Origin of the sequence: Streptomyces sp. NBC_00503, from assembly GCF_036346895.1 — a bacterium.
GTDB lineage: Bacteria > Actinomycetota > Actinomycetes > Streptomycetales > Streptomycetaceae > Streptomyces.
In genome coordinates this window covers 982,026-1,008,406 of sequence record NZ_CP107855.1, presented here as the reverse complement: position 1 = coordinate 1,008,406, position 26,381 = coordinate 982,026, and the positions used below count along the sequence as shown (strand labels likewise).

Here is a 26,381-nt window from a genome sequence, read left to right as displayed (position 1 = left end):
GGGCGTTTTTCAGTGGGCGTCGGCGGCGGGGCCGCGCGCCGTGTAGAAGGCCACGGTCAAGTCCTTGACCAGGGCCTTGCGTTCGTAGTCGTCCAGGCCCACGAGCCCGCGGTCCGACATCCGGTGAACGGTGTCGTCGACCGCGTCGAGAACGGAAGTCAGGACGGAGTCGCGGTGCCGGGCGTCGATGGAGGCGATCCGGCGGCGCTGCATCGCGGCGGCGACCTCGGGTGCGTACTCCACGTTCAACGGCCGGGCGGAGAAGACCTCGATGCCGACGGCCCTGCACTCGGCGGCGAGCATCCGGGTGAGCTCTTCGCCCACGGCCTCGGTGTCGCGCAGGGTCTCCGGTTCGGCGGGTGCCGGGTCGAAGGAGTCGGCGGGCATCCGGGAGAGCACCCGGGCGACCGCGGACTCCACCTGTCCGCGCAGGTAGGAGGTGTGGTCGTCCACGGCGAGCAGTGCGCGGGCGGTGTCCTTGACCCGCCAGACGACGAGGACCACCGACCGCAGCGCGGTGCCCTCGGCGTCGACGACGCACAGCGGCTCGCTGCGCCAGTGCCGCAGCCGTACGTCGACCCGTGCGTGCCGGGGCAGTGGGCTGGACCAGACGAGGCCGGTGCGCCGGATCGTGCCCCGGTAGCGCCCGAAGAGGGTGAGCGACCAGGCGTGGCCGGTACGGCCGCGGCGCAGTCCGGAGAGGGCCGCGAGGGTGAGGAGCGCGCAGCCGACGAAGAGGGCGAGCGGCCAGGCCTCGGCGGGGGAGGTGGAGGGGCGGAGCTCCTCGTACCGGGAGAGGGTGGCGGCGCCGCCCGTGGCGAGCACGGCGACGGCCAGGGCCCACCACCCGGAACAGGCCCGCGCGCGGCGTTCGGTGAGCTCAGGATCGAGCACGGCGGGCAGCGTCCGGGGGGAGGGCGTCGGAGCCACCGGTGAGGCGGGCCGGGGTATCGCCCCGCGGACGGCGGACTGGCGGAGGGTGTCGTATTCCGGAGGTCCGGCCGCCGCTGCAGGGGACGGGCCGCCACCACGGGAGGCCTGGGCCCCCGGGATGCCGGGGCCGGCTGGGGTGGCGGGGTAGACGTGGGCTCCGGGTGCGGCCGGGTAGACGTGGGCTCCGGTGGTGCCGGCGCCGCTGCCGTCGGCGGTACGGGCGGGTGCTTCGGCCGTCGTCTCGTCGCGGAAGAGCGGGCCGAGGACGAGGGGATCCCGGTACGGTCGCACGACGAGGCTGCCGCGGCCGGTTCGCGGGCCGGTGGCCCCACCGGGGTTCCGGGCGTCAACGGAGCCGCCGGGCGCGGCGGATATCCGGTCCGGGGGCGGCGCCCCGTCCTGCTGTTCCCGCGTCCCTCCCTCCGCCCCTCCCTTCCTTCCGTCGGCCGGGCCTCCGGTCGTATTCGGCTCTTGCGACAAGCCACACCCCACACAGCCGTGGCGTCAATGTCCCTGTGTCGGAGGGCTTCTGACGCCGCTAAAGATGATCATGAACTGATCAATCTTCGCGAAATCGTACAAGTCGTCCATTCGGCAAAGGTCACGACAGGCCGGGGCTTTAGTCCTTTTTCGTGGGAATGCGACCGAAAGTGGAGGCGACTAGCGCATACGGAGGGTGACAATGCGCCCGACACGCCGGACCCGTCCTGTGCGCATCGCGACGCCCACGAACGCCCGCCGCCCCGCGAACGGCGCGCCCGCCCGAAGGGTGAGACCCTGAAGGCGTGGCCGACAGGGGAGTGACCCCTCAGGTCGAGTGGCCCGCCCGACCGGACACGAGCCTCGCGCTCAACCGCATGGGCACCTTCGACTGGGACCTCGACAGCGGGCAGATGTATCTGGACGCCACCGCTCTCGAGGTCGTAGACCTGCGCCCCGAGGAGTTCACGGGAACCCCCGCCGGGCTGCGCGCCCGACTCGCCTCCGGCGAGGAGACCCGGCTCGACGCGCGGGTCGCGCAGGCGCTCAAGGGCGGCCGCAGCCATTACGGGGCCTACGTCCGCAGCCGCGCCCGGGACGGGTCCCCGGGCTGGACCCACATCCAGGGCCACATCCTGCGGGACCCGCACGGGCGCCCGTACCGGATCATCGGGATCATCCGCGACGCCGTCCACGACCCCGGCGAGCCCGGGGCCGGCGGGGAGCGGGACGAGGGCCGGCGCAGGCTCACCGGGGTCGTCGAGCGGACCACGGCGATCCTCGCGCACGCCCGCACCGTCAACGACGTCACCGACATCCTCAAGGACCCCGAGGCCCTGGGCCACCTCGGCGCGGTCAGCGTCATGCTCGGCGTGGTCGACGGCGGCCGCATCCACCTGGTCGCGGAGGGGCGGCTCGGCGCGTACGTCCCGGAGACCGAGTACACGCGGATCGACGCCCCGCTGCCGATGAGCGAGGCCGTACGGGGCCTGCGGCCGGTCTACCTCGGCTCCCGCGAGGAGTTCCAGGCCCGCTACCCGCTGCTGTGGCCGTACATCGAGCCGCTCGACGTCCGCAGCGGGGTCTACCTGCCACTCATCGCCCAGGGGCGGCCCATCGGCGCCCTCGGACTGCTCTACACGCGGGACGGAGACTTCACCGCCGAGGAGCAGAACGTGCTGATGGCCCTCGGCAGCGGCATCGCGCAGAGCCTCCAGCGCGCCATCCTCTTCGAGCAGGAGCACGATCTCGCCGAGGGCCTCCAGCGGGCCATGCTGCCGCGCCGGATACCGGAGGTGGCGGGGGCGCGGATCGCCGTACGGTACCGGGCGGCCCGGATGGGGCGGGACATCGGCGGCGACTGGTACGACGTGATCCCGCTCGACGGCGGCCGCGTCGGCGTGATGATCGGCGACGTGGAGGGGCACGACACGGACGCCGCCGCGGTCATGGGTCAGCTGCGGATCGCGCTGCGCGCGTACATCTCCGAGGGGCACACCCCGGGCGCGGCCATGGCGCGGGCCTCGGCCTTCCTCCGGGAACTGGAGACGGAACGGTTCGCCACGTGCACGTACGCCGAGATCGACCTCACCACCGGCGCCTGCCGACTGGTCCGCGCCGGGCACCTCGACCCGGTGGTCCGGCGCGGTGACGGCAGCTGCCACCGGATCCAGGTGGTGGGCGGGCTGCCGCTGGGCCTGCCGGCCACCGAACCGTCGGACGGCCGCGCCGCAGGTACGGGATTCCCCGTCACCAGCCTCGACCTGCACCCCGGCGACACCCTGCTGCTGTGCACGGACGGCCTGACCGACCGGCCCGGCCAGGACACCGAGACGGGGATGCGGGAATTCATGGAGGCCGTCCGGAGCGGACCGGCCGACGTGGAGGAACTCGCCGACGTCCTGTGCGACCTGGTCGGCGACTCCGGCGGCGGGGACGACATGGCCCTGCTCCTGCTGCGCCGCCGCGGCGCCCCCGCCCCGCGCGGCGGAGGCCCGCTCCGGCACAGCCTGAACCCCGGCGACCGCGACGCCCCGGCGATGGCCCGGCACCTGATCCGGGCGGCGGTCGCGGCCTGGGGCGCGTGGGACCAGGCCGACGAGATCGAGCTGGCGGCGGACGAGCTGATGACCAACGCCCTGGTCCACACGGACGGGGTCGGCCAGGTCAGCATGCGGCTGACCCCGGACGGGCGGATCCGGATCGAGGTGGAGGACACCAGCAGCGCCCTGCCGCGGCAGCGCGAGGCGGGCGACTGGGCGGTGTCGGGGCGGGGGCTGCTGCTGGTGGACCGGCTGGCGGACGCGTGGGGCGTGGAGCCGCGGGGCGGCGGGAAGTGCGTGTGGTGCGAGTTCACCATCCCGGTCCGGCCGCCGGCGGCGGGGTCCGCGCCTGGAGGTCCCGGCGAGCCCGGCGCGTCCGGCGGTCCCGGTCCTCGGTTGGTGTGAGGGCTACGCGGCCTCGTACGGGCCCTGCGCGGCCTTGATGGTCTGCAGGGCCGTCAGCCTGCGGACGAAGCGGATCGCGAGGACGGCCGCCGCGGCGATCAGCAGACCCTGCGGGACACCGGCCGTGGCGGCGCCGGAGAGCTCCTCGAAGGTGTCCGCCCGGTCGTACAGGTAGGTGAAGATCCGGTCGGAGATCAGTGCCGCGACCCAGGTGAGCCACCAGGCCGTGACGGGGGCCTCGGACAAGGACCGGTAGGAGCCGTCCTTGCGCAGCTGGATGCTGGCGGTCCACATCTCCTTGGCCATGGTGTAGGGGATGAAGAGGTTGCCGACGGGGACGAACCAAGCGCCGACAGCCCAGCCCTGGGAGCGCGTGATCGCACCCGGGTTGAAGATCTCGGAGTTGCCGTGGGCGCGGTGGAACCAGATGACGAACAGGACCGCGGTGGCGAGCATCAGCGGAAGCTGGAGGACGGTGTCGACGACCAGCAGGCCCTCCGGCAGGGTCGCCTCGGGCAGGGGGCCCGTGTAGTTCCCGGTGCCCGCGATCGAGCTCGCGTACAGGCTCAGGCCCGCCGCGACCAGGCTCATCACGCCGGTCAGCGCGAGCAGTACGGTCGTCGCCGTCGCGAGGCCCTGCGGCGAGCGCAGCCTGGTGAGCGGCTCCGAGGCGTGGCCGGCAGGTGGTGGGCCGGGCGGGCTGAAGGACATGAGGTGGTACCCCCCACGGGAACGCGTGACCTACGGAGAAGGGCCCACTGCTCCGCGGGCGCGGTCGAACATATGTCAGCTCCCGGACCCACGTCCAATGGCCTTTTGCGAGGTCAAATGGCTGATTCGTACGAGGGCCGCGCTGTGTTTGTCGGTTTGTATGCCTCGGACGGGTCGATCCTGCCTGGGTGCCGACCCTGCGCCCGCGCCTCCCCGTCCTGCCCGTCCTGCTCACCGTGCTCCTCGTCGCCCCGGTGGGCCACGCCGCCGCGGCCGGGCCGGACGCCGGAGGCATCGAGACCGCCCGGACCTCCCGGCAGGTCGCCCCCGGGATCCGGCTGGAATCGTACGACCGGCTCGAAGCCGACCGGTGGCTGCGGATCGACGAGCTCGACGTCGACCTCGGCGGTCCGGGCGGCGGCTCCGGCGCTGCTCCCGGGGCGCGGGCCGAGTACCTGGGGGCCGGCGGGGGCCGCGGGGTCGCCACCGTCGCCGACTCCGCCGCCCGCCACCCCGCCGGGCCCGGCCGTCGCGTGGTCGCCGCGGTGAACGGGGACTTCTTCGACATCCGGGGTACGGGCGCCCCCCTCGGCCCCGGCATCGGCGCCGGCCGGTTGCTGCACGCGGCTTCCCCGGGCGCGGGTCAGGCGGTCGCCTTTGGCGCCGACGGCATCGGCCGGGTGCTGCGCATCGCCCTGGACGGGAGCGTCACCCTGCCCGGAGGCGCGGTCCGCCCGCTCGCCGGGTACAACACGGCCCGGCCGCCCGCCGAGGGCTTCGCCGCCTACACCGCCGACTGGCCTGCGGCCGAACTCCCGCCGCTCGGCCCGGCCGTGGAACTGCGCGAAGGCAAGGTGGCCGCCGTGCGGGCGGCCGTACGCAGGCCCGCGCGCCGGGAGCGCCCCGCACCCGGCACCACCCTGCTGGTCGCCGGCGGCGCCGCGGCGCCCGAACTCGCCGCCCTGCGGCCCGGGGACGCGGTCACCGTCACCGCCCGGCCCGCCGTGCCCGGGGGCGGACCGCTCCCGGTCGGCGCCGTCGGCGGCCGGGAGGCGCTCGTCGTGGCCGGGGTCGCGCAGAACCACGACGGCGAGCCGAACAACACCGCCGCCCCGCGCACCGCCGCCGGGTTCTCCCGCGACGGCCGGCGGCTGCGCCTGGTCACCGTGGACGGCCGCCAGCGCGACAGCGGAGGCCTGACGCTGACGGCGCTCGGCCGGATGATGCTCCGGCTCGGCGCCTACGAGGCCCTCAACCTGGACGGCGGCGGATCCTCCACCCTGCTCGCAGCCCTGGCCGGCGATACGGCCCTGACCTTGGAGAACTCCCCGTCCGACGGCCACCTCCGCCCGGTCCCCAACGGGCTCGTACTGACCGCCCCGGCGGGCTCCGGCCGGGCCGCCGGGTACCGCGTGGAGCCCCTGGGCGGCCTCGATGGCGCTGCGGCCCGGCTCTTCCCCGGGCTCAGCCGGACCCTCACCGCCACCCCGTACGACTCCGCGCTCGGCCCCGTATCCGGACCGGCCGGGGCGGCGGCCCCCGTCTGGTCCGCCGAGGGGGACCGCGCGCGGATCGACCCCGCCGGGCTGCTGCGCGGGCTGCGCCCCGGCCGGGTCGACGTGCACGCCCGGGGCGGGGCGGCCCACGGAGCCCTCGGCCTGGACGTCCTCGGCCCGCTGGCCGGGGTCCGGGCCACCCCGGACCGGATCGGGTTCGCGCAGGAGGGGGAGAGCGCCCGGTTCACGCTGACCGGGTACGACGCGCAGGGCGCCGCCGCCGCCGTCGAACCCCGGGACGTGACGCTGGAGTTCGACCGCTCGCGGTGGAGCGTCGCCGAAGACGGGCGGGGAGGTTTCACCGTGACCGCCCGGGTTCCGCACGCCACCGGTCAACTGCGGGCCACCGTACGGGGGAACCGTGCCGTGACGGCCGAACTCGCCCTCGGCGCAGGGCTGTCGGACAGGTCGCTCGCGGACCTCGAAGACGCCGACCGGTGGACCGGCCGGGGGGCCGCCCCGGCGCAGGGCCACCCCGGCCGGGGGCTCGCCCTCACCCTCCCCGCCGCCGCGCAGGCGGACCCCCCGCCGAACGCCGCCGCGGCCCCGCCCCGGCCGCTCCCCGTGCCGGAGCTGGCCCGCTCGCTCTCGCTCTGGGTCGACGGCGACGGCTCCGGAGCCCGGCCCGCCGTGGAACTCGCCGACGCGGACGGGGGAGTGGTCACCCTCCGCGGGCCGGCCGTGGACTGGACCGGCTGGCGGGAGATCAGCCTCCCGCTCCCGGCGACGGCGGAGCGTCCGTACGCCGTGACCCGGCTCTCGGCCGCCGCCGGCCCGCGCCCGGCGCGGCTGCTGCTGGACACGCTGACGGCGCGGACCCCGCCGACCGGGTACGTCCGTACGCCCGTCACTCCGGATCCGATCGTGGCCACGGCTGCCCAAGTCCGGGCCAGGCCATGGCGTTTCACGGTCCAGCCAGCAGCGGTCGCCACTCCGGGAGCCTCCCCGGGCGCAGACTTCGCCCTGCCCGGCACGGCCCGCCCCGCCTTCGTGCACCGAGGCGTACGGTTCCTGTCGCTCGAAGCCGGGCTCCGCACCCTCGAAGGCGGCGGCCTCGCACGGATCACGGCCTTGCGCACCGCTCTCGCGACCGCCGCCCGGGAGCCGGGCACGGGCGCGGTGGCCGTCGTACAGCCCTACGCACCCAAGGCAGTTGACCGCAAGGAGGCCGCCCTGGAGCTGCGCTACCTGGCGGAGTTCCGGCGCACCACCGGCAAACGGGCCGCCGTCATCACCCTGGACGCCCCCCGCTTCGCTGCCGGCCGCACCGAAGGCGTCCTCACGGTCGCGACCCCGCGCACGGCCCGCACCCTGATCGGCGCGGACCCCTTCGCACCGGGCGACTGGCTCTCGGTACTGCCTTCCGGGGGCTGAGGCGCCTCTTGGGCTAGATGGTCCGGACCCGGGGGAGGCCGAAGGCGGCCATGCGCTTCTCCTCGTAGGAGAGGAAGCCGAGGCTGCGGTAGAACGCGGCGTTCTTCTGGCCCTGCGGGGTCGACTCGTGGTCGGTGGAGAGCAGGAAGAAGCGGCAGTGCGCGTACCGGGCCTTGAGGTGTTCGAGCAGGGCCCGGCCGATGCCCCGGCGGTGGAACCTCGGGTTCACCAGCAGGTCCTGGACGTAGCAAATGCTCTCGTCGTCCGAGACCGTGCGGGCGAGCCCGAGCAGGGTGCCGGACTCGTCCCGGGCCGTGACGACCAGGTGCGAGTTGGCAAGGCCGCGGCACAGCTTGTCGACGTCACGGGTGTAGCCCACCCACTCGACGGAGTCGTAGAGCTCGAACATCTCCTGCGGATCGAACACGGTCTCCTGCGCTATGAGCATGCCTCCGCCTCCCCCTTCTCCGTCCCTGCCCCCTTGCTCACCCACGGTTCAGCCGGTGATCCTGGCCGTGAACGCGTCCAGGTTCGCGAGGGCGCGGGCGATCTTCTCGTCCACCGTCAGCGTCTCCTCGAAGCCCCTGGTCTTCAGCTTCGGCTGCCGCTTGCCCCTGATGTAGAGGGAGCAGGCGAGGTCGGCGCAGATGTACGTGCCGACCGTGTTGCCCTCCCGGCCGCGGGCGCCCGCGAGCGGGGCGACGAGGAGGGTCACACCGGAGGAGGCGTGGCCCGTCAGGCAGATCTGGCAGATGCTCGACTTGAAGCCGCCCACGCGGTTCGCGGACGGTACGCGCAGCGAGATGCCGACGGCGCCGCCGTCCGCCGCGGGCCGTACGAGGTGTGCGCGCTGCGGGGCGCCCGGGTCCACCCAGCCGAGGAAGTCGAGGTCCTGCCAGGGGAGTTCGGCGAAGTCGGCCGGCAGCTTCATGCGGGCGGCCTCGCCCTTGGTGCAGTTCACGAAGGACGAGCGGATCTGTTGGTCGTTGAGCGGGTCCATGGTCATGCACGCTACGGGGTGACATCGGCCCTGGCCAGCCGATTTCCGCCGGTCAGAGCCCTGGGCGCCGGCCACGGCCACGTTGACATCCACGTACACGGCCACGGCCTAGAGGCGGACGAGTGTGACCTCGGTCGCCTTCACGCTGGTCCACACCTCGGCGCCGTCGACGATGCCCAGTTCGGCCGCCGCCTCCGGGGTGATCTCCGCGACCAGGTCCGGGGCCTGCTCCGAGCCGACCAGCACGCGCAGGCGGCTGCCGACCGAGGTGATCTCCCGTACGGTGCCGGGCCAGACGTTACGGGGACTGCCGCTCGGACGGTCCCGGTGCACGGACACCGCCTCCGGGGCGATGATCGCGAGTGCCTGCGCGCCCGCGGGCAGCGCCTCGGCCACCACGAGGCGGCCACCGCCGGCGAGTTCCAGCCCGTCCGCCGACGCCGTCCCGGGCCAGGCGTTGCGGCCGAGCATGCGGGCCACCCAGGGGGACCGGGGGTGGCGGGTGACTTCGGAGGGCGGGGCGTCCTGGAGGGTGCGGCCGTCGGACAGTACGAGGACGCGGTCGGCGAGGGACACCGCCTCGACGGGGTCGTGGGTGACGATCAGGCAGACTCCGCCGAAGTCGGCGAGGTGGGTGCGCAGGGTGTGGCGGACGTGGGCGCGGGTGGTCTGGTCGAGGGCGGCGAGGGGTTCGTCGAGGAGGAGCAGTCGGGGGCGGGCGGCCAGGGCGCGGGCCAGGGCCACGCGCTGGGCCTGGCCGCCGGAGAGCTGGGCGGGTTTGCGGTGGGCGAGGTGGCCGACGCCGAGCCGGTCCAGCCAGGCCTGCGCCTCGGCGCGGGCCCGCGCGCGCGGCACCCGGCGGGCGCGCAGCCCGTACGCGGTGTTGGCGAGGGCGCTCAGGTGGGGGAAGAGGGCTCCGTCCTGGGGGACCCAGGCGACCTGCCGTTGGTGCGGGGGGAGCGCGGTGACGTCGAGGCCGCCCAGTTTCAGTTCGGCGTGGGCGCGCGGGGTCAGGCCGAGGAGGGCGCGGAGCAGGGTGGTCTTGCCCGCGCCGTTCTCGCCGACGACGGCGATGGTGGTGCCGGGTTCGGCTTCGAGGGTGAGCTCGTTGAAACCGGTGACCGTGGCGTGCAGCGGCCAGGCGGAGGCCGTCGGTGCGGAGGCCTGGTCCGCCGGGGCCGCCGCCGTCTCGCCCGGAGCCGTCGTGCCCGGAGTCGCGGAGCCCGGAGTCGCGGAGCCCGGCGCACCCGCCGGGGCCGCGCCGTCCATCGGGTGCGGACCGGGCGCCTCCTCGGCGATCACGGGTGCTTCGGCGGAGCCGCGGGCGGCGGGAGTCCCCGTCCACCTGCCGCGCAGGCCGATGAGCACGCCCATGGCGATCGCGAGCAGCAGCAGGGATACGGAGGTGGCGGCCTCGGGCTGGTCCTGGAGCAGCAGGTAGACCTGGAGCGGCAGGGTCTGGGTGGTGCCGGGCAGGTTGCCCGCGAAGGTGATGGTGGCGCCGAACTCGCCCAGTGCGCGGGCCCAGGTCAACGCGGCACCGGCGATCAGCCCCGGGGCCACCATCGGCAGCGTCACCGTGAGGAACACGCGGAGCGGAGTGGAACCGAGGGAGGCCGCGGTCTCCTCGTAGCTCTGCTTGAGGCCGCCGAGCGCGCCCTCCAGGCTGATCACGAGGAACGGCATCGCCACGAAGGTGGCCGCGAGGACCGCGCCCGAGGTGTGGAAGGGCAGCGTGATGCCGAACGTGCCCTCCAGCCAGGGGCCGAGCAGCCCGCGCCGGCCGAACCCGAGCAGCAGGGCCACACCGCCGACGGTGGGCGGCAGAACCATGGGGAGCAGGACGAGCGAGCGCACCAGCGCCTTGCCCGTGAACTCGACGCGGGCCAACAGCCAGGCGAGCGGCACCCCGAGGACGAGCGAGAGGCCGAGGGCCCACAGGGACACCAGCAGCGAGAGCTTGAGCGCCTCCACGACGCCAGGACTGGTGAGGTGCGTGCCGAGCTCGCTCCATTGGGTCCGGCTGAGGATGCCGATCAGCGGCATCAGCAGGAACGCCACGGCGAGCAGCGCGGGGAGCGCGAGGGCCACGGGGGGCCGGGCGCGGTGGGTACGGAGTCTGCTCATATCGGGTTCCTGGCTGAGAAGCTGCGGCGGCGGGTGAAGCGTAGTGCGCGGGCGCGAGCGCCCGGACATGAAGAAGAGGGGCTGCCCGTCCCCCCGGACCGGGCAGCCCCTCTCCCTCACAGGAGCCAGTCGGCGGTTACGCCTTCTGGAAGCCCGCGTCCTGGAGGATCTTCTGGGCCTCCGGGGTGCTCAGCCACGCCACGAACGCGGCCGCGGCCTCGGGGTTCTTGGAGCCCTTGAGCGAGGCGGCCGGGTAGGAGGCCACGGCGTTCTCGGCGTCCGGGATGTCCACGACGACGACCTTGTCACCGGACTTGAGGGTGTCGGTCTTGTAGACGAGACCGGCGTCCGCCTCGCCCAGCTCGACCTTGCTCAGCACGGCGCGGACGTTCGGCTCCTGGGAGACCGGCTTGACCTCGATCTTCTGCGCGTCGAGGATCTGCTTGCTGTAGCGGCCCACGGGGACCTCGGGCGCGGCCAGCACGACCTTGATCTTGGTGTCGGCGAGGTCCTTGAGGCCGCCGATCTTGAACGGGTTGCCCTTGCCGGTGGCGATGACCAGACGGTTCTTGGCGATGATCGCCGGGTCGTTGGTCTGGGCCAGCAGGCCTTCCATGGTCTTGGTGTCCGCGGTGACCAGCGCGTCGGCCGGGGCGCCCTGCTTGACCTGGGCGGCGAGCTCCTGCGAACCGGCGAAGGAGAAGGTGACCTTGGTGCCCGGGTGCGCCTTCTCGTACGCGGCGCCCGCGGTCTTGAAGACGTCGGTGAGGGAGGAGGCGGCGAGCACCGTGAGGTTCGCGGCCTTCGGCTCGGCCGAGGCGGACGCGGAGGTGCTCGCGGAGGCGCCGGCGTCCGTCTTCTTGTCATCGTTGCTGCCACAGGCGGCGAGCGCCGGCACGAGCAGGGCGGCGGTCAGGGCGAAGGCGGCGGTACGGCGGTTCAGCGGCAGGATCGGGGACATGAGCTGGTGCTCCTCGGTCGGGTCGGCGGCCGGCCTGGTGCCGGGTCCGCGTGGTGGTGACCCGCGCCGGTGACGGGCGGAGCGGGTGGGGGACGGGCGGAGCGGGTGGGGGACGGGCGGAGCGGGTGGGGGACGGGCGGAGCGGGTGGGGACGCGATCCTCTTCGGTTCAGGCGCGGTCGATGTGCACGCTGGTGGACTTCACGCGGGCGGTGGCCTGCATGCCGACCTCCAGCCCGAGCTCCTCGACGGCCTCGCGGGTGAGGAGGGAGACCAGGCGGTGGGGACCCGCCTGGATCTCGACCTGGGCGGCGACGTCGCCGAGCTTGACGGCGGTCACGATGCCGGGGAAGGCGTTGCGCGCGGAGGTGTACGTCTCCCCGTCCTCGGTGTGGGCACCCTGGGCCACCTCGATGGAGAACGCGGCCAGGGCGCGGCCGTCGATCAGACGGCGGCCGCCCTCGTCGCGGTGGGTCGTGACTCGGCCGGCGTCGGCCCAGCGGCGTGCGGTGTCCGGGCTGACGCCCAGGAGGCGTGCCGCCTGACCGATGGTGTAGGACTGCATGTGCGACAAGGTAGGGGCATCCGTTCGGCATTTGCAATTCCGTTGGGATGATGTACATGGCAGATGCCACCCATCTTGTGGTAACCGCTAAAAGCTGTTCCGCTTTCGCCGGTCCGGATGGCTAAAGTCGGGGCATGGCTGAAGAAGGAACCACGGAGACGGGATCGGCGCGGGTCGACGTGTGGATCTGGTCGGTCCGGCTGACGAAGACGCGGGCGATCGCGGCCGCGGCCTGCCGGGCGGGCCACGTGAGGGTCAACGGTGAGCGCGCCAAGCCGGCGCAGTCCGTGCGGGCCGGGGACGAGGTGCGCCTCTTCCATGCCGGGCGGGAGCGCATCGTGGTGGTCCGGCGCCCGGTGACGAAGCGGGTCGGCCCTCCGGTCGCCGCGGAGTGCCTGATCGACAACAGCCCGCCGCCGCCGACCCCCGTGGAGGCGGCCGTGGTCGGCATCCGCGACCGTGGCGCGGGCCGCCCGACGAAGCGCGAACGCCGCGAGATCGAGACGCTGCGAGGCGGTCGCCCGTAGCGACAGGAGCGGTCACCCGAAGCCCGGTCCGGCATGCAGCCGGACCGGGCTTCGTCGTTTTCAGAATTTTCTGCAAGGGATTGCTCAGCTTCTCCCGATAAGGGCGGGGTGGGGGCGGTAATGGCGGGCGGAGCCGCGACATTTCTGGTTCACAAGGGCTTCACGCGCTGGTGACATGGCCAGTAGCCTCGCGCAAAACCTTGCGGCAAGTTTTCAATGCCGCGGAGCCGCAGGGCTGTTGGGCCCCGCTTCGAGGAGCAGACCTTGAGATCACCTACGCGATCACGCCGCCCACGCCGCCTCCGAGGGCGCTCGACGGCCCTGGCCCTGGCCGTCGCCGGAGGATGCCTGGCGACCGCCCTGCCGGCGGCCCCGCATGCCGCGGCCGCCGCCTCCGCGACGACGACCGCCACTGCTGCGACCGCTGCCGCTGGGACTGCCGCCGCGGCTTCCGACAGCACGGCGACGGTCTTCTACTACACCAAGACCCGCAACTGGACTGCGTACAACCTGCATTGGGCCCCCGACGGTGGCTCCTGGACGACCGTCCCCGGCGCCGGGATGGAGGCCGCCTGTACCGACTGGGTGAAGAAGACCGTCAGTCTCGGTGCGGCCGCCGGTCTCCAGGCGACCTTCAACAACGGCCAGGGCACCTGGGACAACAACGGGGGCAAGAACTACGCCCTGGGAACCGGCGTGATCACCGTCAAGGACGGGGTCGTGGCCCACAGCGATCCCTGCGCCACGGACCCCGGCACCGGCACGGGCACGGGAGCGTCCGCCACCGTCTACTACTCGACCACCGCCGTCGGCTGGCCGACCGTGAACCTGCACTGGGCCCCGACCGGCGGCTCCTGGACCACCGTCCCCGGCGTCGGCATGGACCCGGCCTGCGCGGGCTGGGTCAAGAAGACGGTGGCCCTCGGCTCCGCCTCCGGACTCGCGGCGACCTTCAACAACGGCAACGGGATCTGGGACAACAACAGCGGCAAGAACTACGCCCTCGGCCCGGGCCTCTCCACGGTGAAGGAGGCCAAGGTCACCGCGAACGCCACCGACCCGTGCGCCGCCGCCGTCCCCGACACCACCGCGCCCACCGCCCCCGCCCGCGTCCAGGCCACCGCCACCGACGTGTCCACCGTGGTCACCTGGGACGCGGCCACGGACGACCGGGGCGTGACCGGCTACCAGGTCACGCGCACCGGGGGCACCGGGGGCGCCGTCGTCACCAGCGTCGCCTCCACCGTCCTGACCGAATCGGGGCTGGAGGAGCGGACCGCCTACACCTACACGGTCAAGGCGGTGGACGCCGCCGGGAACCTCTCCGCCGCCTCCGCCCCGGCCGCCGTAACCACCGGCACCCGGCCCCCGGCCCCGGCCGGTTCCGTCCCGCTGGGCGGCGACCCGCGCAAGGACCCGATCTACTTCGTGCTCACCGCCCGCTTCAACGACGGCGACAGCTCCAACAACCGCGGCGGCAGCCAGAACGTGAAATCGGGCAACGCGGCCAACAACGACCCCATGTTCCGGGGGGACTTCAAGGGTCTCGTCGAGAAGCTGGACTACGTCAAGGCTCTCGGGTTCTCCGCGATCTGGATCACCCCGGTCGTCCTGAACCGCTCCGACTACGACTACCACGGCTATCACGGCTACGACTTCTACAAGGTCGACCCCCGCCTGGAGTCGGCCGGCGCCTCCTACCAGGACCTGATCAACGCGGCCCACGCCAAGGGCATCAAGATCTACCAGGACGTGGTCTACAACCACAGCTCCCGCTGGGGAGCCAAGGGCCTGTTCACCCCCACCGTCTACGGGGTCCGCGACGCGCAGTGGTCCTGGTACTACGACGAGAAGCAGTCCGGCTTCGAGTACGACGGCCTCACCGTCGACCCCAAGAGCGGCAAGTCGTACTACAACGGCGACCTCTGGTCGACCGCCGAACCGGCCGGCAACACCTGCCTCAACTGGGGCGTGCCCACCGGGAACAAGAGCGCCGAGGGCTACACCGTCTACAACTGCCAGTGGCCCAGCCCCACTTCCGGCATGTTCCCCAAGGCCCTCTACCACCAGTGCTGGATCGGCAACTGGGAGGGTGAGGACGCCCGTTCCTGCTGGATCCACGAGGACCTCGCCGACTTCAACACCGAGAACCCCACCGTCCAGAACTACCTGATCGGGGCCTACGACAAGTACATCGACATGGGGGTCGACGGCTTCCGCATCGATACGGCCGTACACATCCCCCGCGTCACCTGGAACCGGCACTTCCTGCCCGCCATCCAGGCCCGCGTGGCCCAGCAGTTCGGCGCCCAGAAGGCGAACGACTTCTACGTGTTCGGCGAGGTCGGCTCCTTCGTCAACGACAAGTGGAACCGCGGATCGGCCAACCAGTCCGCCCAGTACTACACGTGGAAGGAGTCCACGACGTACAGCGCGGACGACGCGACCGCCGCCGTCCAGCAGTACACGGGCGACAACGACCCGGCGAAGCAGCCGACCAGCACCAACGCCTTCCTCAGCGGGAACCTCTACCACGCCCCCGACCGCAGCATGTTCTCCGGCATGAACGTCATCGACATGCGCATGCACATGAACTTCGGGGACGCGAACAACGCCTTCCAGAACGGCAAGGACTCCGACGACAGTTACAACGACGCCACCTACAACGTCGTCTACGTCGACAGCCACGACTTCGGCCCCGGCAAGTCCTCCACCCGCTACGCCGGCGGCACCGACGCCTGGGCCGAGAACATGGCCCTGATGTGGACCTTCCGCGGCATCCCGACCCTGTACTACGGCTCGGAGATCGAGTTCCAGGCCGGAAAGCAGATCGACTGCGGCCCGACCTGCCCGCTCGCCACCACCGGCCGGGCCTACTACGGGGACAAGCTCGCGGGATCGGTCACCGCCTCCGGCTTCTCCAAGGTCGCCACCGCCACCGGAGCCGTCGCCGTCACCCTCGAATCGCCGCTCGTCAAACACCTCCAGCGGCTGAACGAGATCCGCCGGGCCGTCCCGGCACTCCAGATGGGCCAGTACTCCACCGAGGGCATATCGGGCGGGATGGCCTTCAAACGCCGCTACACCGACACCGCCACCGGCGTGGACAGCTTCGCCCTGGTCGCCGTCACCGGCGAGGCCACGTACACCGGCATCCCCAACGGCACCTACAAGGACGCGGTCACCGGCGACGTGCGGACCGTCACCGACGGCAGGCTGTCCGTGGCCGCTCCCGGCAAGGGCAACCTACGGGTCTACGTGCTGGACCTGGGCGGCCGCAACGCCGCCCCGGGCCAGGTGGGCACCGCGGGCCCGTACCTGAAGTAGCCCCACCCCCGGCGCCTTATTCGACCAAACGTTCGAATGAGGCGTTAGGCTGGACCCATGCACGCACTCCAGGGCTCGCTCTTCGACCAGGGCGACGAGATCCGGTTCGCCCCCCGCCTGGCTCCGCTCCGTGCGGAGCTGGGCGCGGGCGCCTGGGTGGACCACCTGCCGGGCTGGCTGACAGGGGCCGACGCCCTGTTCGAACGGCTCGCGGCCGATGTGCCCTGGCATGCCGAGCGGCGCCAGATGTACGAGCGCACGGTGGACGTGCCACGGCTGCTCGCCTTCTACGGGGAGGGCGAGCGGCTCCCGCACCCCGCCCTCACCGAGGCGCGCGACGCGCTGAGCCGCCACTACGCCCCCGAGCTGGGCGAGCCCTTCGCCACCGCGGGACTCTGCCTCTACCGCGACGGCCGCGACAGCGTCGCCTGGCACGGCGACCGCACCGGCCGCTCGGCGACCGAGGACACCATGGTCGCGATCCTCTCCGTCGGCGACCCCCGCGACCTGACCCTGCGTCCACGAGAAGGCGGCCCCACCCTCCTGCGCCTCCCACTGGGCCACGGCGACCTGGTCGTCATGGGTGGCTCCTGCCAGCGCACCATGGAACACGCCATCCCCAAAACGGCCCGCGCGGTGGGCCCCCGGATCAGCGTCCAGTTCCGCACGCGCGGGGTGCGATGAGCGGATGGCCGCTGATACTGGCGCGATGGCCGCCGACTTCACGTACGACCCTCCGCAGGAGTATCCGACCGTGGTCCACGACCGGTGGGGCCGGTTCGAGACCACGCTGGTCAACGACGGGCAGAACCTCTAGCTCGCGCTGAGGGGCAATCGGTTCGAGGGGGCCATGCCGGATGGTCTGGAACTGGCGGAACCCGTCATGGAGGGATGCGAGCAGCCGCCGGACCTCGCGGACGGCGAGCTGGCCTCGTGCACCGTGGAGTGGCGGATGCCGCTGACGGTCGCGGGGATCGAGACGGGGGTCGCCGACCTGCGGGTCCGGCTGCTCCTGGGCGACCCGGACCCGCGCCGGGGCGTGGACTCGATCGAACTGGAGCTGGAGTTGGCGCTGCCGACCGGGACCGTCGGGACGGCCAAGAGCCACGGGTGGATGGAGGACGCGCTGTTGGACCTGCAAGGGCAGCTGGCCGAAGGCGTGTCGCTTCGAGCCTGCATCACCTGTGCATTCTCCGACTACAGTCCGGCAGGGGCCGGTCTCTTCGGCACCATGGCCTGCTTCCGTGGCAGCAAGGACGCGTACCGCGCCGTGCGGACCAAGTGGGACCTCTTCAGGCTCTTGCCCGAGAGCTCCGGCTGGGTGCAGGAGACATTCCTCTGCGACCAGTACGGGCGCCGCGCCTCAAACACCGGATACCGGGGCTGAGGGCAGGGTCTAAGCCGCGTCGAGTTCCTTCGCCGGGCGGGTTGCGGAGGCTGCTGCGTGGAGGGAGCGCAGGGCCAGGAGGAGGATGCCGATGTCGTCCAGGTAGACCGGGTCCGGGATCAGGTCCACCGGGGAGATCGTGTAGATCACGGCCGCCCAGAACAGGGCCTTGTCGCGCAGTGGGATCCCCGCGTCGCGCAGGAGTTTGCGGGCCGCGAAGACCCGTACGAGCAGGACCGCCGCGGTGACGGCCAGGCCGGCCGCGAGCACTGCCGCCACGACGAGCCAGGCCGTCGTCGCGTCCATCAGGCGCTCTGCTCGCGCAGCCGCCGGCTGACCTCGCCGAGTCCGTCCGCGAGCACGTCGAGCTGCTCTGGGGTGAGCACGTCCACCAGTACCTCGCGGACCTTGGCCACGTGCCCGGGCGCGGCCTCCGCCAGTCGGGCGCGGCCGGTCTCGGTGAGGACGGCGTAGACCCCGCGGACGTCGGAGGGGCAGGTGCGGCGGCGGACCAGGCCGGTCTTCTCCATCTGGGTGACCTGGTAGGTCAGGCCGCTCTTGGAGTTGATCAGCCCGTTGGCGAGCTCCGTCATGCGCAGTTCGCCCTCGGGGGCCCTGGCGAGCCTCACGAGGATCTCGTACTGCGGGTGGGAGAGTCCCGAATCGTCCTTGAGCTGCTGGTCGAGGCGGCGGTTGACCAGTGCGGAAGCCGCCAGGAAGCCTTCCCAGGCGCGCATCTCGCGGTCGTCCAGCCATCTCGTCTCAGCCATGGGATCAGCCTACACGGATCGTTCCAATTTGAATCAGCGTGCGATCCGTGGTTAGGGTGCGGTGAAGGTTGTTTGAATTTGAACAACAGCCGCTTCCTGCTGTCCGTCCGACCGGAAGGCCCCCGTCCCCATGACCAGCACCTCCGTCGCCGCGCCGCCGTCCGCCGCTTCCGCCGCGCCCGCCGCCCCCGTCGCCCTCTCCACCCCCGGCCACGACGTCGGCCTGCTCCTCCTGCGCCTGGTCCTCGGCCTGACCATGGCCGCCCACGGCACCCAGAAGCTCTTCGGCTGGTTCGGGGGCGGGGGCATCAGCGGCACCGGGAAGTTCTTCACCGCCAGCGGATATCCGGCGGGTGACGCCATGGCCGCGATCGCCGGACTGACCGAGACCCTCGGCGGCCTCGGCCTCGCCGCCGGGCTGCTCACCCCGCTCGCGGGCGCCGCCGTCGTCGGCACCATGATCAACGCCATCGCCGTCCACGGCGCCGGCTCCTTCTTCGCCCCGCAGGGCGTCGAGTACGAGATCCTGCTCGCCACCGGCGCCGCCGCCCTCGCGCTCACCGGCCCCGGCCGCTACGCCGCCGACCGCTTCCTGCCCGTCCTGCGCGGCCACCGCCTCGCCCACGGCGCACTCGCCGTCGGCCTCGGCGTCGTGATCGCGGGCGCGATGCTCCTCGTACGGAACTAGTCGGCTCAGTGGGCTCGGCGGGCTCGGCGGCGGACCGGCCTCGCCGGTGCCGGCAAGGAATCCGGTTGCCGAGCCCGGTCGGGAGTACCCAGAATCGGCCGCATGGGCAACGTACTGACGGCGGAACAGGTCGAACGGTTCGTCACGGACGGCTTCGTGCGGCTGCCCGAGGCGTTTCCGCGTTCACTGGCGGACGAGTGCCGGACGTTCCTGTGGCGCGAGACCGGGCTCGATCCGGACGATCCGGAAACCTGGACCGAGCCCGTCGTCAGGCTCGGCGGCTACGCGGACGAACCCTTCCGGCGCGCCGCCACCACCGAACGCCTGCACGGAGCCTTCGACCAGCTCGTCGGCCCCGGCCGCTGGACACCGCGCGTCGGTCTCGGAACCTTCCCCGTCCGCTTCCCGCACCCGGCCGCACCGGGCGACGACGGCTGGCACATGGACGGCGGCTTCACCGCCGAGGGCGAGGCGGGATACCGGGTCGACGTCACGTCCCGCGGCCGGGCCCTGCTGATGCTCTTCCTCTTCTCCGACGTCGACGCCGCCACCGCGCCGACCAGGATCAAGGTCGGCTCCCACCTGGACGTCCCGTCCTTCCTGCGGCCCGCCGGTGACGCGGGCACGGACCTCTTCGCCCTCTGTGCGGAGATGGACGAGGCGGGTCGGCTCGATGCCCCCGACCGGCCGCTGGCGCTGGCCACCGGCCGGGCCGGTGACGTCTACCTCTGCCATCCGTTCCTGATCCACGCCGCCCAGGCCCACCGCGGCACCGTCCCGCGGTTCATGGCGCAGCCGCCGCTGGTGCCGGTGGGCCCGCTCGACCTGGACCGCCACGACGGCGCGTACTCGCCCGTGGAGCGTGCGGTGCGGCTGGGCCTCGAACAGTCGGCGCGCACCTGAGCCCCTGACCCGTACGGCTCGATTCAACCGGGGCATTCGGGGGAAGGGGGCATAAATGACACAACCCATCGAAGACTACGCACTCATCGGCGACCTGATGACCAGTGGACTGGTCGGCCGCGACGGGTCCATCGACTGGCTGTGCCTGCCGCGCTTCGACTCGGCCGCCTGCTTCGCCGCGCTCCTCGGCGACGAGGAGAACGGCCAATGGCGCATCGCCCCGGCCGCGGCGCCCGACTCCGCCCGCTGCACCCGCCGCGGCTACATCGACGGCACGCTCGTCCTGGAATCCTTCTGGGAGACCGAGGACGGAGCCTCGTTCAAGGTCATCGACTTCATGCCGCAGCGCGACACCGCCCCCGACGTCATGCGGATCGTCGAAGGGCTCAGCGGAGTGTCCGCCGTGGGCAGCACCCTGCGCCTGCGCTTCGACTACGGGCGCGTCGTCCCCTGGGTCCGCCGGTGCGACGGCGCCCGCGAAGGTGACAGGGTCGCCGTCGCCGGACCCGACTCCGTATGGCTGCGCAGCGAACCGCCCGTGCCGACCTGGGGCGAGGACCTGAGCACCCGCTCCGAGTTCACCGTGGCCGCCGGCGAACGCGTCGCCTTCGTCCTGACCTGGCACCCCTCGCACGAGGAGCGGCCCGAGCCCCTGGACCCGTACGGCGCGCTGGAGCAGAGCGTCGCCGACTGGCGGGAGTGGTCCTCCCAGTGCCGCTACGAGGGCCCCTACCGGGAGGCCGTGATCCGGTCCCTGATCACCCTCAAGGCCCTCACCTACGCCCCGACCGGCGGGATCGCCGCCGCCGCGACGACCTCCCTGCCCGAGGAGCTCGGCGGCGTCCGCAACTGGGACTACCGCTACTGCTGGCTCCGCGACTCCACCCTCGCCCTCGGCTCGCTGCTGGCCACCGGCTTCCTCGAAGAGGCCCGGGCGTGGCGGGCGTGGCTGCTGCGGGCCATCGCGGGCGACCCCGCCGACCTGCAGATCATGTACGGGATCGCGGGCGAGCGGCGGATCCCGGAGAGCGAGCTGCCGTGGCTGAAGGGGTACGCGGCCTCCGCGCCGGTCCGGGTCGGCAACGCGGCCGTCGACCAGCTCCAGCTCGACGTCTACGGGGAGGTCCTCGACTCCCTGTACCTGGCCAGATCCAACGGACTGCCCGCCGAGCACCACTCGTGGCGGATCCAGCTCTCCCTCCTCGACTTCCTGGCCGACAACTGGCACCGCCCGGACGAGGGACTGTGGGAAGTACGCGGCCCGCGCCGCCACTTCACCCACTCCAAGGTGATGGCGTGGGTGGCCGCGGACCGGGCGGTGCGCACGCTGGAGCTCAACCCCGCACTGCCCGGCGACGTGAAACGCTGGCGGACCATGAGGGACGCCGTCCACCGCGACGTGTGCGAGAACGGCTACGACGCCGAACGGGGCACCTTCACCCAGTACTACGGCTCCCGCGAGCTGGACGCGGCCACCCTCCTCATCCCGCGCGTCGGCTTCCTGCCCCCCGACGACCCCCGGGTGATCGGCACGGTCGACGCGGTGCGCGCGGAACTCGGCCGCAGCGGGCTCGTCCGCCGCTACAGCACCGAGGGACCCTCCGTGGACGGACTGCCCGGGGACGAAGGGGCCTTCCTCGCCTGCTCGTTCTGGCTGGCCGACGCGCTGCACCTGACCGGCCGGGAGAAGGAGGCGCGGGAGCTCTTCGAGCGGCTGCTGGCCGTACGCAACGACGTGGGGCTGCTCGCCGAGGAGTACGACCCGGTCGCCGGCCGCCAACTCGGCAACTTCCCCCAGGCGTTCAGCCACGTCGGGATGGTGAACACGGCGCTGACGCTGGGCGGAGGAGGCGTGCTGCCGGGCTGACGGCGGACCGACCAATCCCCGGGGCCCTGTCGGGGTCCGAAGGGTCGCGTCAAGTGGGAGTCCGGATGTCGGGCGGAATCGTCCCGGATTCCGAGTGGTAGCCAGGTGATGGTCCGGGCGGCAGCAGGGCGGCGTCGGCTACCGGCTGCGGTTGAACGGGAGGCGGCCGAGGGCCACCGCCATTCCGCAGGTGTCCGTGAGGGCGGAGAAGACCAGGCCGCCCGCGATGCCGGCGCTGAGCAGCGTGAACGCCGGGTGCGCCAGCAGGCCCAGGAGCAGGCCGAGGAGGACGAGCGAGCCGGCGGTCAGCCGGACCTGCCGCTCCATCGCCCAGACGTTCCGCGGACCCCCGGCGGGGTAGTCGAGCGGGTGCCCGTGCGCCGACCAGGAGCTGGTGCCGCCGGTCAGGCTGGTGGCGGGGATGCCGTGTCCGGCGAGGGTCCGGGCCGCGTTCTGCGAGCGGGTGCCCGAGGCGCATACGAGGAGCAGGCCCTTCTCCTCGGCGGCCCGGCGCAGCTCGGGCAGGGAGCGGGCGATCCGGTCGAGCGGGATGTTCAGCGCGCCGGGCAGGTGGCCGGAGGCGTACTCGCCCGGGGTGCGGACGTCGACGATCGCGAACTCGGTGTGGCGGGTGTGGGCCTGGCCGACGTCGAGGAGGGCGGGGTTGCTGCTCATGAGGGGGCTCCTTCGTGGGGCGGGGGTCGCCGGAGCGGGTGCGCGCGCACGGGGTGAGGGGGTCGCGGGCGCACCCCGAGGCGGTACGGGCTCGGGTGCGGGGCGGGAGCAGGCAGACGTCAGCTGTGACAACAGGAGCGCGACAGGAGGCGCTGGATGACGGCCATGGCGCGGAGCATAGACGAACGGGGTGCGTGCGCAAGACACCCGTTCCGCCATCCGAGACGCGGCCGGGCTCAACGGGGCCGCGGGCCGTCGCCCGTCCGGGCCGCCTCGCGGCGGCGCAGCAGCTCGCCGGTGGCCGCGTCGGCCGGCAGGAACGCCTCCAGGTGCAGCTCGGCCAGGGTCACGTCCACGGCCGTGGCGAACGAGGTCAACGTGGTCAGCAGGCGCAGCTCCCCGTCGGCGGAGCGCAGCCGCAGGGGCACGGCGAAGCCCAGGTGCTCGGACGGTGTCGGGGTGGCGGCGGGCAGGTATCCGGTCAACTCGGCGATCAGTGCGTCGAGTTCGGGATCGGGATGGGCCGTCGCGCGGGCCCGTAGGCTCTCCGTGACGTGCCGCCCCCACGCCGCCAGGTTCACCACGCGCGGGCCCATGCCCTGCGGATGCAGGGCGAGCCTCAGCACGTTCACGGGCGGCGCCAGCAGGTGGGCGGCGGAACCTTCGGTGAGGACGTCGAACGCGGCGTTCGCCAGGAGGAGTTCCCCGCGCGGCCCGGCCACCACCGCCGGATACGGCAGGTGCCCGGTCAGGATGGACCGCAGCGCGTCCATGGCGGGCCCGATGCTCTCCGCGTCCCGCGCCGACTCGGCGTACACGGGGGCGTAACCGGCGCTGAGCAGGAGGGAGTTGCGCTCCCGCAGGGTCAGCCCCAGTGACTCGGCCAGCCGCACCACCATCTCCCGCCCCGGCACCGAGCGGCCGTTCTCGATGAAGCTGAGGTGGCGCTGCGTGGTCCCGGCCAGGGTGGCCAGCTCCAGCTGGCTCATCCGCCGCAGCGACCGGCGCCGGCGCATCTCGCGGGCGAACGGGGACGGCGCGGAGGCGGGCGCGGAGCCGGAGGAGGCGGAAGCGGGGGAGGAGGGAGCGGTGGTGGTGGCCATGGGCCCTTTCTAGCCGCCGCTCCGGCGGAGCTCTCCATTCCCCGGAGGGAATTGCCGCGCGTGTCCCGGCGCCGGAGCATCGGCGTCATCGGATGCGAGGCGACGACCGGCCCGGAGGCAGAGATGCGTGCGTACCACGTGGAGAAGTTCGGCACGATCGAGGGGATCGTGCTGCGGGAGGACGGCGGCGCGCGGCGCCCCGCTCCGGCCGGGCCGACCGGGATCGTGGTGCGCCTGCGGGCCGCCTCCCTCAACAAGCGCGACCTGCTGATCCTGAACGAGCGCTACCCGCTGTCCGCCGTGCCCGGGGTGGTCCCGCTGAGCGACGGCGCGGGCGAGGTGGTGGCCGTGGGGGAGGCGGTGACCCGGTTCGCGGTCGGGGACCGGGTCTCCTGCGCCTACTTCCCGCACTGGCGGGACGGCCGGATCAACCCCGGGCTCGTCGGCCAGCCCGGCTGCACCTTCGACGGGATGCTCGCGGAGTACGCCGTACTCGACGAGGAGTGGGCGGTGCGCGTCCCGGACCACCTGACGTGGGAGGAGGCGGCGACCCTGCCGTGCGCGGCGGTCACCGCCTGGAACGCGCTGACCGGCGGGGAGGGCGGAGCGCCGCTGCCCGGGCAGAGCGTACTGACCCTGGGCACCGGCCCGGTCGCGCTCTTCGCGGTGCAGTTCGCCAAGCTGCTGGGCTGCCGGGTCGTCTCGACGACTTCCGGCGAGGAGAAGGCGGACCGGCTCAAGGCACTGGGGGCCGACGCGGTCGTGAACTACGCACGCACCCCTCAGTGGGGAGCCGAAGTGCGGGAGCTGACCGGGGGCGCCGGCGCCGACCTGGTGGTCGAGACGGGCGGGCCCGACACCATCGAGCAGTCGGTCCGGGCCAGTTCGCTCTACGGGCAGATCGCCCTGCTGGTCACCGCCAGTGCCACGCGGTCCGGGATCGAGATCTCGCACGCCGCGTACGCGTCGAGCCTGGCGACGATCCGCCGGGTCTTCGTCGGCAGCCGCACGCAGTTCGAGTCGATGAACGCGGCGATCTCGGCGCACGGGCTGCGCCCGCTGATCGACCGGGTGCACCCCTTCGAGGAGGCGCGGGAGGCCTACCGGGGCTACGCGAAGGACGCGCCGTTCGGCAAGGTGGTGATCCGGATCGGGGAGTGACCCCCGGGAGGGGGCGGGCCGGGTGCGGAGCCGACGGGATTCGAACCCGCGGGGCCGGTGGGCGGGTCCGCCGCCCGGCCGCTAGTCGGCGGTGCGGGGACCCCCGCACCGCCGATCGCATTGGACCGCTCTGCCACGGCCCCGCACCCTGTGGGACCGCGCGGTCCCGTTGTCGTGGACCTTACAGAGCCGGAGCGGCGACCGCAGCAGGGTTCTTCTCGGCCGGGGCCTCGTCGTCCTCGGGGATGCTGACCAGCCAGCGGGTGTCCTTGCGCGGCCGCAGGTACAGCGCCCAGTAGAGCGTCGCGAAGGCGGTGATACCGCCGGTCCACAGCAGGTACTGGGTCTCCTGCTGGGTCAGGATGTACGCGAACACCAGGATCAGCACGATCGGCACGGCCGGCCACAGCGGCATCCGCCAGGCGGAGCGTTCGCGGTGCGCCCCGCGACGGCTGAACAGCGCGGCCACCGCGACGAGCAGGTACATGCCGGTCACCGAGACGCCGGTGACCCCGTAGAGGGTGTCGAGGTTGACGAAGCACATCAGCGCACCCGGGACGCCGACGAGCAGGGTGGCCACCCACGGGGAACCGAAGCGGCCGAGGCGCGAGAGCGCGGCGTTGACGGGGGCGGGCCAGGCCTTGTCGCGGGCGGAGGCGAACAGCACGCGGGAGTTCTGGATGACCATGACGATGCCGGCGTTGACGATGGCGAGGGCCACGCAGAGGCTGACGAAGGTGCCGACGGCCGAGTTGGACCAGGCGGTCACCATCGAGCCGATGTCGCCGGAGGCCAGCGCCTGGAGGTCGGGGGCGCCCATGGTGATGGCGATGACCGGGACCAGGATGACGGCGGAGGAGATGGCGAGGGTGGCGAGCACGGTCCGCGGGACGTTGCGGCGCGGGTTCTCCAGCTCCTCGGAGAGGTAGACGGCCGTCGAGAAGCCCTGGGTGATGAACAGGGCGACCGCGAGTCCGGAGACGACCATCAGCGGGGTGACGGCGGAGATGCCGCCGCCCTCCACCGCGGCCGAGCCGTGCACGAGGGCGTCGACGCCACGCTCGCTGTGGGCGAAGCCCAGTACGGCGACGAGTGCGGCGGCCACGACCTCCAGGACCAGGAAGATGCCGGTGATCCAGGCGTTGGCCCGCAGGTCGAGGAGACCGGCGAGGGTGGCGAGCAGCATCACGCCGGCGCCGGCGGCCGGGGCCGGGATGTCGATCAGCGGGGAGAGGTAGTCGGCGGTGCCCATGGCTATCACGGGCGGCACGATCATCACGACCAGGAGGGACAGGACGAACACCAGCCAGCCGGCGAGCCGGCCCGACATGGTGGAGACCATCGCGTACTCGCCGCCGGCGCTGGGGATGAGCGTGCCGAGCTCCGAGTAGCAGAACGCGACGCCGATGCAGAGCAGCGAGCCGATGGCGATGGTGAGCGCGGTCCACGTGCCGAGGCTGGCGAACAGGTCGGGCACGACGACGAAGAGGGTCGACGCGGGCGTCACGCACGACAGCGTGAGCAATGTGCCACCGACGACGCCGATGGAACGCTTGAGCTTCTGCGGGACGGGCCCGGTGGCGGGGGCGAGGGCCTGAGGGGCGCTGATCGTGTCAGACATCGTGCGGTGTTCCGATCGGCAGATGCGGTGAGTGAGCGCGGGAGCGGTATCGCCTCCGAGGCGGTGGTGAGCAAGGGTGTTTCGGTGGCTCCCGGTCCCGTATGGAAGCTCCGCGAGATCCGCAGGTCAAGAGCTGTTCACCTGCGGATTCCATCGTCTGGGACCGGGGTGGCTGCCATTTACGGCGTTAAGGCCGTGT

Annotated in this window: 23 protein-coding genes and 1 tRNA gene; 11 read left to right on the top strand and 13 right to left on the bottom strand. The window is 72.8% G+C overall.

Annotation, left to right across the window (positions count from 1 at the left end; genetic code table 11):
• Window positions 1-9: 9 nt before the first annotated feature.
• Window positions 10-1,224: an SPFH domain-containing protein gene (locus OG490_RS39120; RefSeq protein ID WP_443065755.1), complete on the bottom strand. Its 1,215-nt coding sequence runs from the start codon at window positions 1,222-1,224 to the stop codon at window positions 10-12.
• 494 nt (window positions 1,225-1,718) lie between these two features.
• On the opposite strand from OG490_RS39120, the gene OG490_RS04710 reads away from it, so the two are divergent.
• Window positions 1,719-3,860, top strand: coding sequence for a SpoIIE family protein phosphatase (locus OG490_RS04710; protein ID WP_330295009.1), 2,142 nt, complete (start codon window positions 1,719-1,721; stop codon window positions 3,858-3,860).
• A gap of 3 nt (window positions 3,861-3,863) precedes the next feature.
• On the opposite strand, the gene OG490_RS04705 is transcribed toward OG490_RS04710, so the two are convergent.
• On the bottom strand, window positions 3,864-4,571 hold the full coding sequence (locus OG490_RS04705; RefSeq protein ID WP_330295008.1) for a DUF4328 domain-containing protein: 708 nt from the start codon (window positions 4,569-4,571) through the stop codon (window positions 3,864-3,866).
• A 188-nt stretch (window positions 4,572-4,759) separates the two neighbouring features.
• On the opposite strand from OG490_RS04705, the gene OG490_RS04700 reads away from it, so the two are divergent.
• A complete protein-coding gene (locus tag OG490_RS04700; protein WP_330295007.1) occupies window positions 4,760-7,501 on the top strand; it encodes a phosphodiester glycosidase family protein in 2,742 nt (913 codons plus the stop codon).
• 13 nt (window positions 7,502-7,514) lie between these two features.
• Here the strand turns inward: OG490_RS04700 and OG490_RS04695 are convergent, their stop codons facing one another.
• The 5 genes from OG490_RS04695 to OG490_RS04675 form a co-directional block, all read right to left on the bottom strand.
• Window positions 7,515-7,949 carry a GNAT family N-acetyltransferase gene (locus OG490_RS04695; protein ID WP_330295006.1) on the bottom strand — a complete coding sequence of 145 codons (435 nt, stop codon included), beginning with the start codon at window positions 7,947-7,949 and terminating at the stop codon, window positions 7,515-7,517.
• 48 nt (window positions 7,950-7,997) lie between these two features.
• The gene (locus OG490_RS04690) at window positions 7,998-8,501 is read right to left on the bottom strand and encodes an FBP domain-containing protein (RefSeq protein ID WP_330300777.1); all 504 of its coding nucleotides are present in this window, start codon (window positions 8,499-8,501) and stop codon (window positions 7,998-8,000) included.
• Window positions 8,502-8,609: 108 nt separating this feature from the next.
• Window positions 8,610-10,628 (bottom strand): ABC transporter permease, encoded by a 2,019-nt coding sequence (locus tag OG490_RS04685; protein WP_330295005.1) that lies wholly within the window; start codon window positions 10,626-10,628, stop codon window positions 8,610-8,612.
• Between the two features lie 136 nt (window positions 10,629-10,764).
• Complete coding sequence (modA, locus tag OG490_RS04680) at window positions 10,765-11,589, bottom strand: molybdate ABC transporter substrate-binding protein (RefSeq protein WP_330295004.1); 825 nt, start codon at window positions 11,587-11,589, stop codon at window positions 10,765-10,767.
• Between the two features lie 168 nt (window positions 11,590-11,757).
• The gene (locus OG490_RS04675) at window positions 11,758-12,153 is read right to left on the bottom strand and encodes a TOBE domain-containing protein (protein ID WP_330295003.1); all 396 of its coding nucleotides are present in this window, start codon (window positions 12,151-12,153) and stop codon (window positions 11,758-11,760) included.
• Between the two features lie 134 nt (window positions 12,154-12,287).
• Here OG490_RS04675 and OG490_RS04670 point away from each other — a divergent pair, with 134 nt between their 5' ends.
• From OG490_RS04670 to OG490_RS04650, 5 genes are all read left to right on the top strand, one after another.
• A complete protein-coding gene (locus OG490_RS04670) occupies window positions 12,288-12,680 on the top strand; it encodes an RNA-binding S4 domain-containing protein (RefSeq protein ID WP_330295002.1) in 393 nt (130 codons plus the stop codon).
• 321 nt (window positions 12,681-13,001) lie between these two features.
• Complete coding sequence (locus tag OG490_RS04665; protein WP_443065930.1) at window positions 13,002-16,007, top strand: carbohydrate binding domain-containing protein; 3,006 nt, start codon at window positions 13,002-13,004, stop codon at window positions 16,005-16,007.
• Between the two features lie 57 nt (window positions 16,008-16,064).
• Complete coding sequence (locus OG490_RS04660) at window positions 16,065-16,691, top strand: alpha-ketoglutarate-dependent dioxygenase AlkB (protein WP_330295000.1); 627 nt, start codon at window positions 16,065-16,067, stop codon at window positions 16,689-16,691.
• Window positions 16,692-16,695: 4 nt separating this feature from the next.
• Window positions 16,696-16,824 carry a hypothetical protein gene (locus OG490_RS04655; RefSeq protein ID WP_330294999.1) on the top strand — a complete coding sequence of 43 codons (129 nt, stop codon included), beginning with the start codon at window positions 16,696-16,698 and terminating at the stop codon, window positions 16,822-16,824.
• Window positions 16,825-16,830: 6 nt separating this feature from the next.
• Window positions 16,831-17,394 carry a DUF6304 family protein gene (locus OG490_RS04650; protein ID WP_330300776.1) on the top strand — a complete coding sequence of 188 codons (564 nt, stop codon included), beginning with the start codon at window positions 16,831-16,833 and terminating at the stop codon, window positions 17,392-17,394.
• A 9-nt stretch (window positions 17,395-17,403) separates the two neighbouring features.
• Here the strand turns inward: OG490_RS04650 and OG490_RS04645 are convergent, their stop codons facing one another.
• Together OG490_RS04645 and OG490_RS04640 are read right to left on the bottom strand one after the other, a co-directional pair.
• Window positions 17,404-17,700, bottom strand: a complete 297-nt coding sequence (locus OG490_RS04645; RefSeq protein ID WP_330294998.1) for a YkvA family protein — start codon at window positions 17,698-17,700, stop codon at window positions 17,404-17,406.
• On the bottom strand, window positions 17,700-18,164 hold the full coding sequence (locus tag OG490_RS04640) for a MarR family winged helix-turn-helix transcriptional regulator (protein WP_330294997.1): 465 nt from the start codon (window positions 18,162-18,164) through the stop codon (window positions 17,700-17,702). The genes OG490_RS04645 and OG490_RS04640 overlap by 1 nt, the downstream gene beginning before the upstream one ends.
• A gap of 130 nt (window positions 18,165-18,294) precedes the next feature.
• Here OG490_RS04640 and OG490_RS04635 point away from each other — a divergent pair, with 130 nt between their 5' ends.
• The 3 genes from OG490_RS04635 to OG490_RS04625 all read left to right on the top strand — a co-directional run bounded on the left by OG490_RS04635 (window position 18,295) and on the right by OG490_RS04625 (window position 21,622).
• Window positions 18,295-18,852, top strand: a complete 558-nt coding sequence (locus tag OG490_RS04635) for a DoxX family protein (RefSeq protein ID WP_330294996.1) — start codon at window positions 18,295-18,297, stop codon at window positions 18,850-18,852.
• A 102-nt stretch (window positions 18,853-18,954) separates the two neighbouring features.
• Window positions 18,955-19,755, top strand: coding sequence for a phytanoyl-CoA dioxygenase family protein (locus tag OG490_RS04630; RefSeq protein ID WP_330294995.1), 801 nt, complete (start codon window positions 18,955-18,957; stop codon window positions 19,753-19,755).
• Between the two features lie 55 nt (window positions 19,756-19,810).
• Window positions 19,811-21,622 carry a glycoside hydrolase family 15 protein gene (locus OG490_RS04625; protein ID WP_330294994.1) on the top strand — a complete coding sequence of 604 codons (1,812 nt, stop codon included), beginning with the start codon at window positions 19,811-19,813 and terminating at the stop codon, window positions 21,620-21,622.
• 138 nt (window positions 21,623-21,760) lie between these two features.
• Here OG490_RS04625 and OG490_RS04620 read toward each other — a convergent pair whose 3' ends face one another.
• Together OG490_RS04620 and OG490_RS04615 are read right to left on the bottom strand one after the other, a co-directional pair.
• Window positions 21,761-22,297: a rhodanese-like domain-containing protein gene (locus tag OG490_RS04620; RefSeq protein WP_330294993.1), complete on the bottom strand. Its 537-nt coding sequence runs from the start codon at window positions 22,295-22,297 to the stop codon at window positions 21,761-21,763.
• Between the two features lie 236 nt (window positions 22,298-22,533).
• Window positions 22,534-23,400: a helix-turn-helix domain-containing protein gene (locus OG490_RS04615; protein WP_443065754.1), complete on the bottom strand. Its 867-nt coding sequence runs from the start codon at window positions 23,398-23,400 to the stop codon at window positions 22,534-22,536.
• 123 nt (window positions 23,401-23,523) lie between these two features.
• Here OG490_RS04615 and OG490_RS04610 point away from each other — a divergent pair, with 123 nt between their 5' ends.
• Complete coding sequence (locus tag OG490_RS04610) at window positions 23,524-24,561, top strand: zinc-dependent alcohol dehydrogenase family protein (protein WP_330294992.1); 1,038 nt, start codon at window positions 23,524-23,526, stop codon at window positions 24,559-24,561.
• Window positions 24,562-24,586: 25 nt separating this feature from the next.
• On the opposite strand, the gene OG490_RS04605 is transcribed toward OG490_RS04610, so the two are convergent.
• Window positions 24,587-24,704: transfer RNA gene (locus tag OG490_RS04605), tRNA-OTHER, on the bottom strand.
• Between the two features lie 38 nt (window positions 24,705-24,742).
• Window positions 24,743-26,182 carry an APC family permease gene (locus OG490_RS04600; RefSeq protein ID WP_330294991.1) on the bottom strand — a complete coding sequence of 480 codons (1,440 nt, stop codon included), beginning with the start codon at window positions 26,180-26,182 and terminating at the stop codon, window positions 24,743-24,745.
• Window positions 26,183-26,381 lie beyond the last annotated feature (199 nt).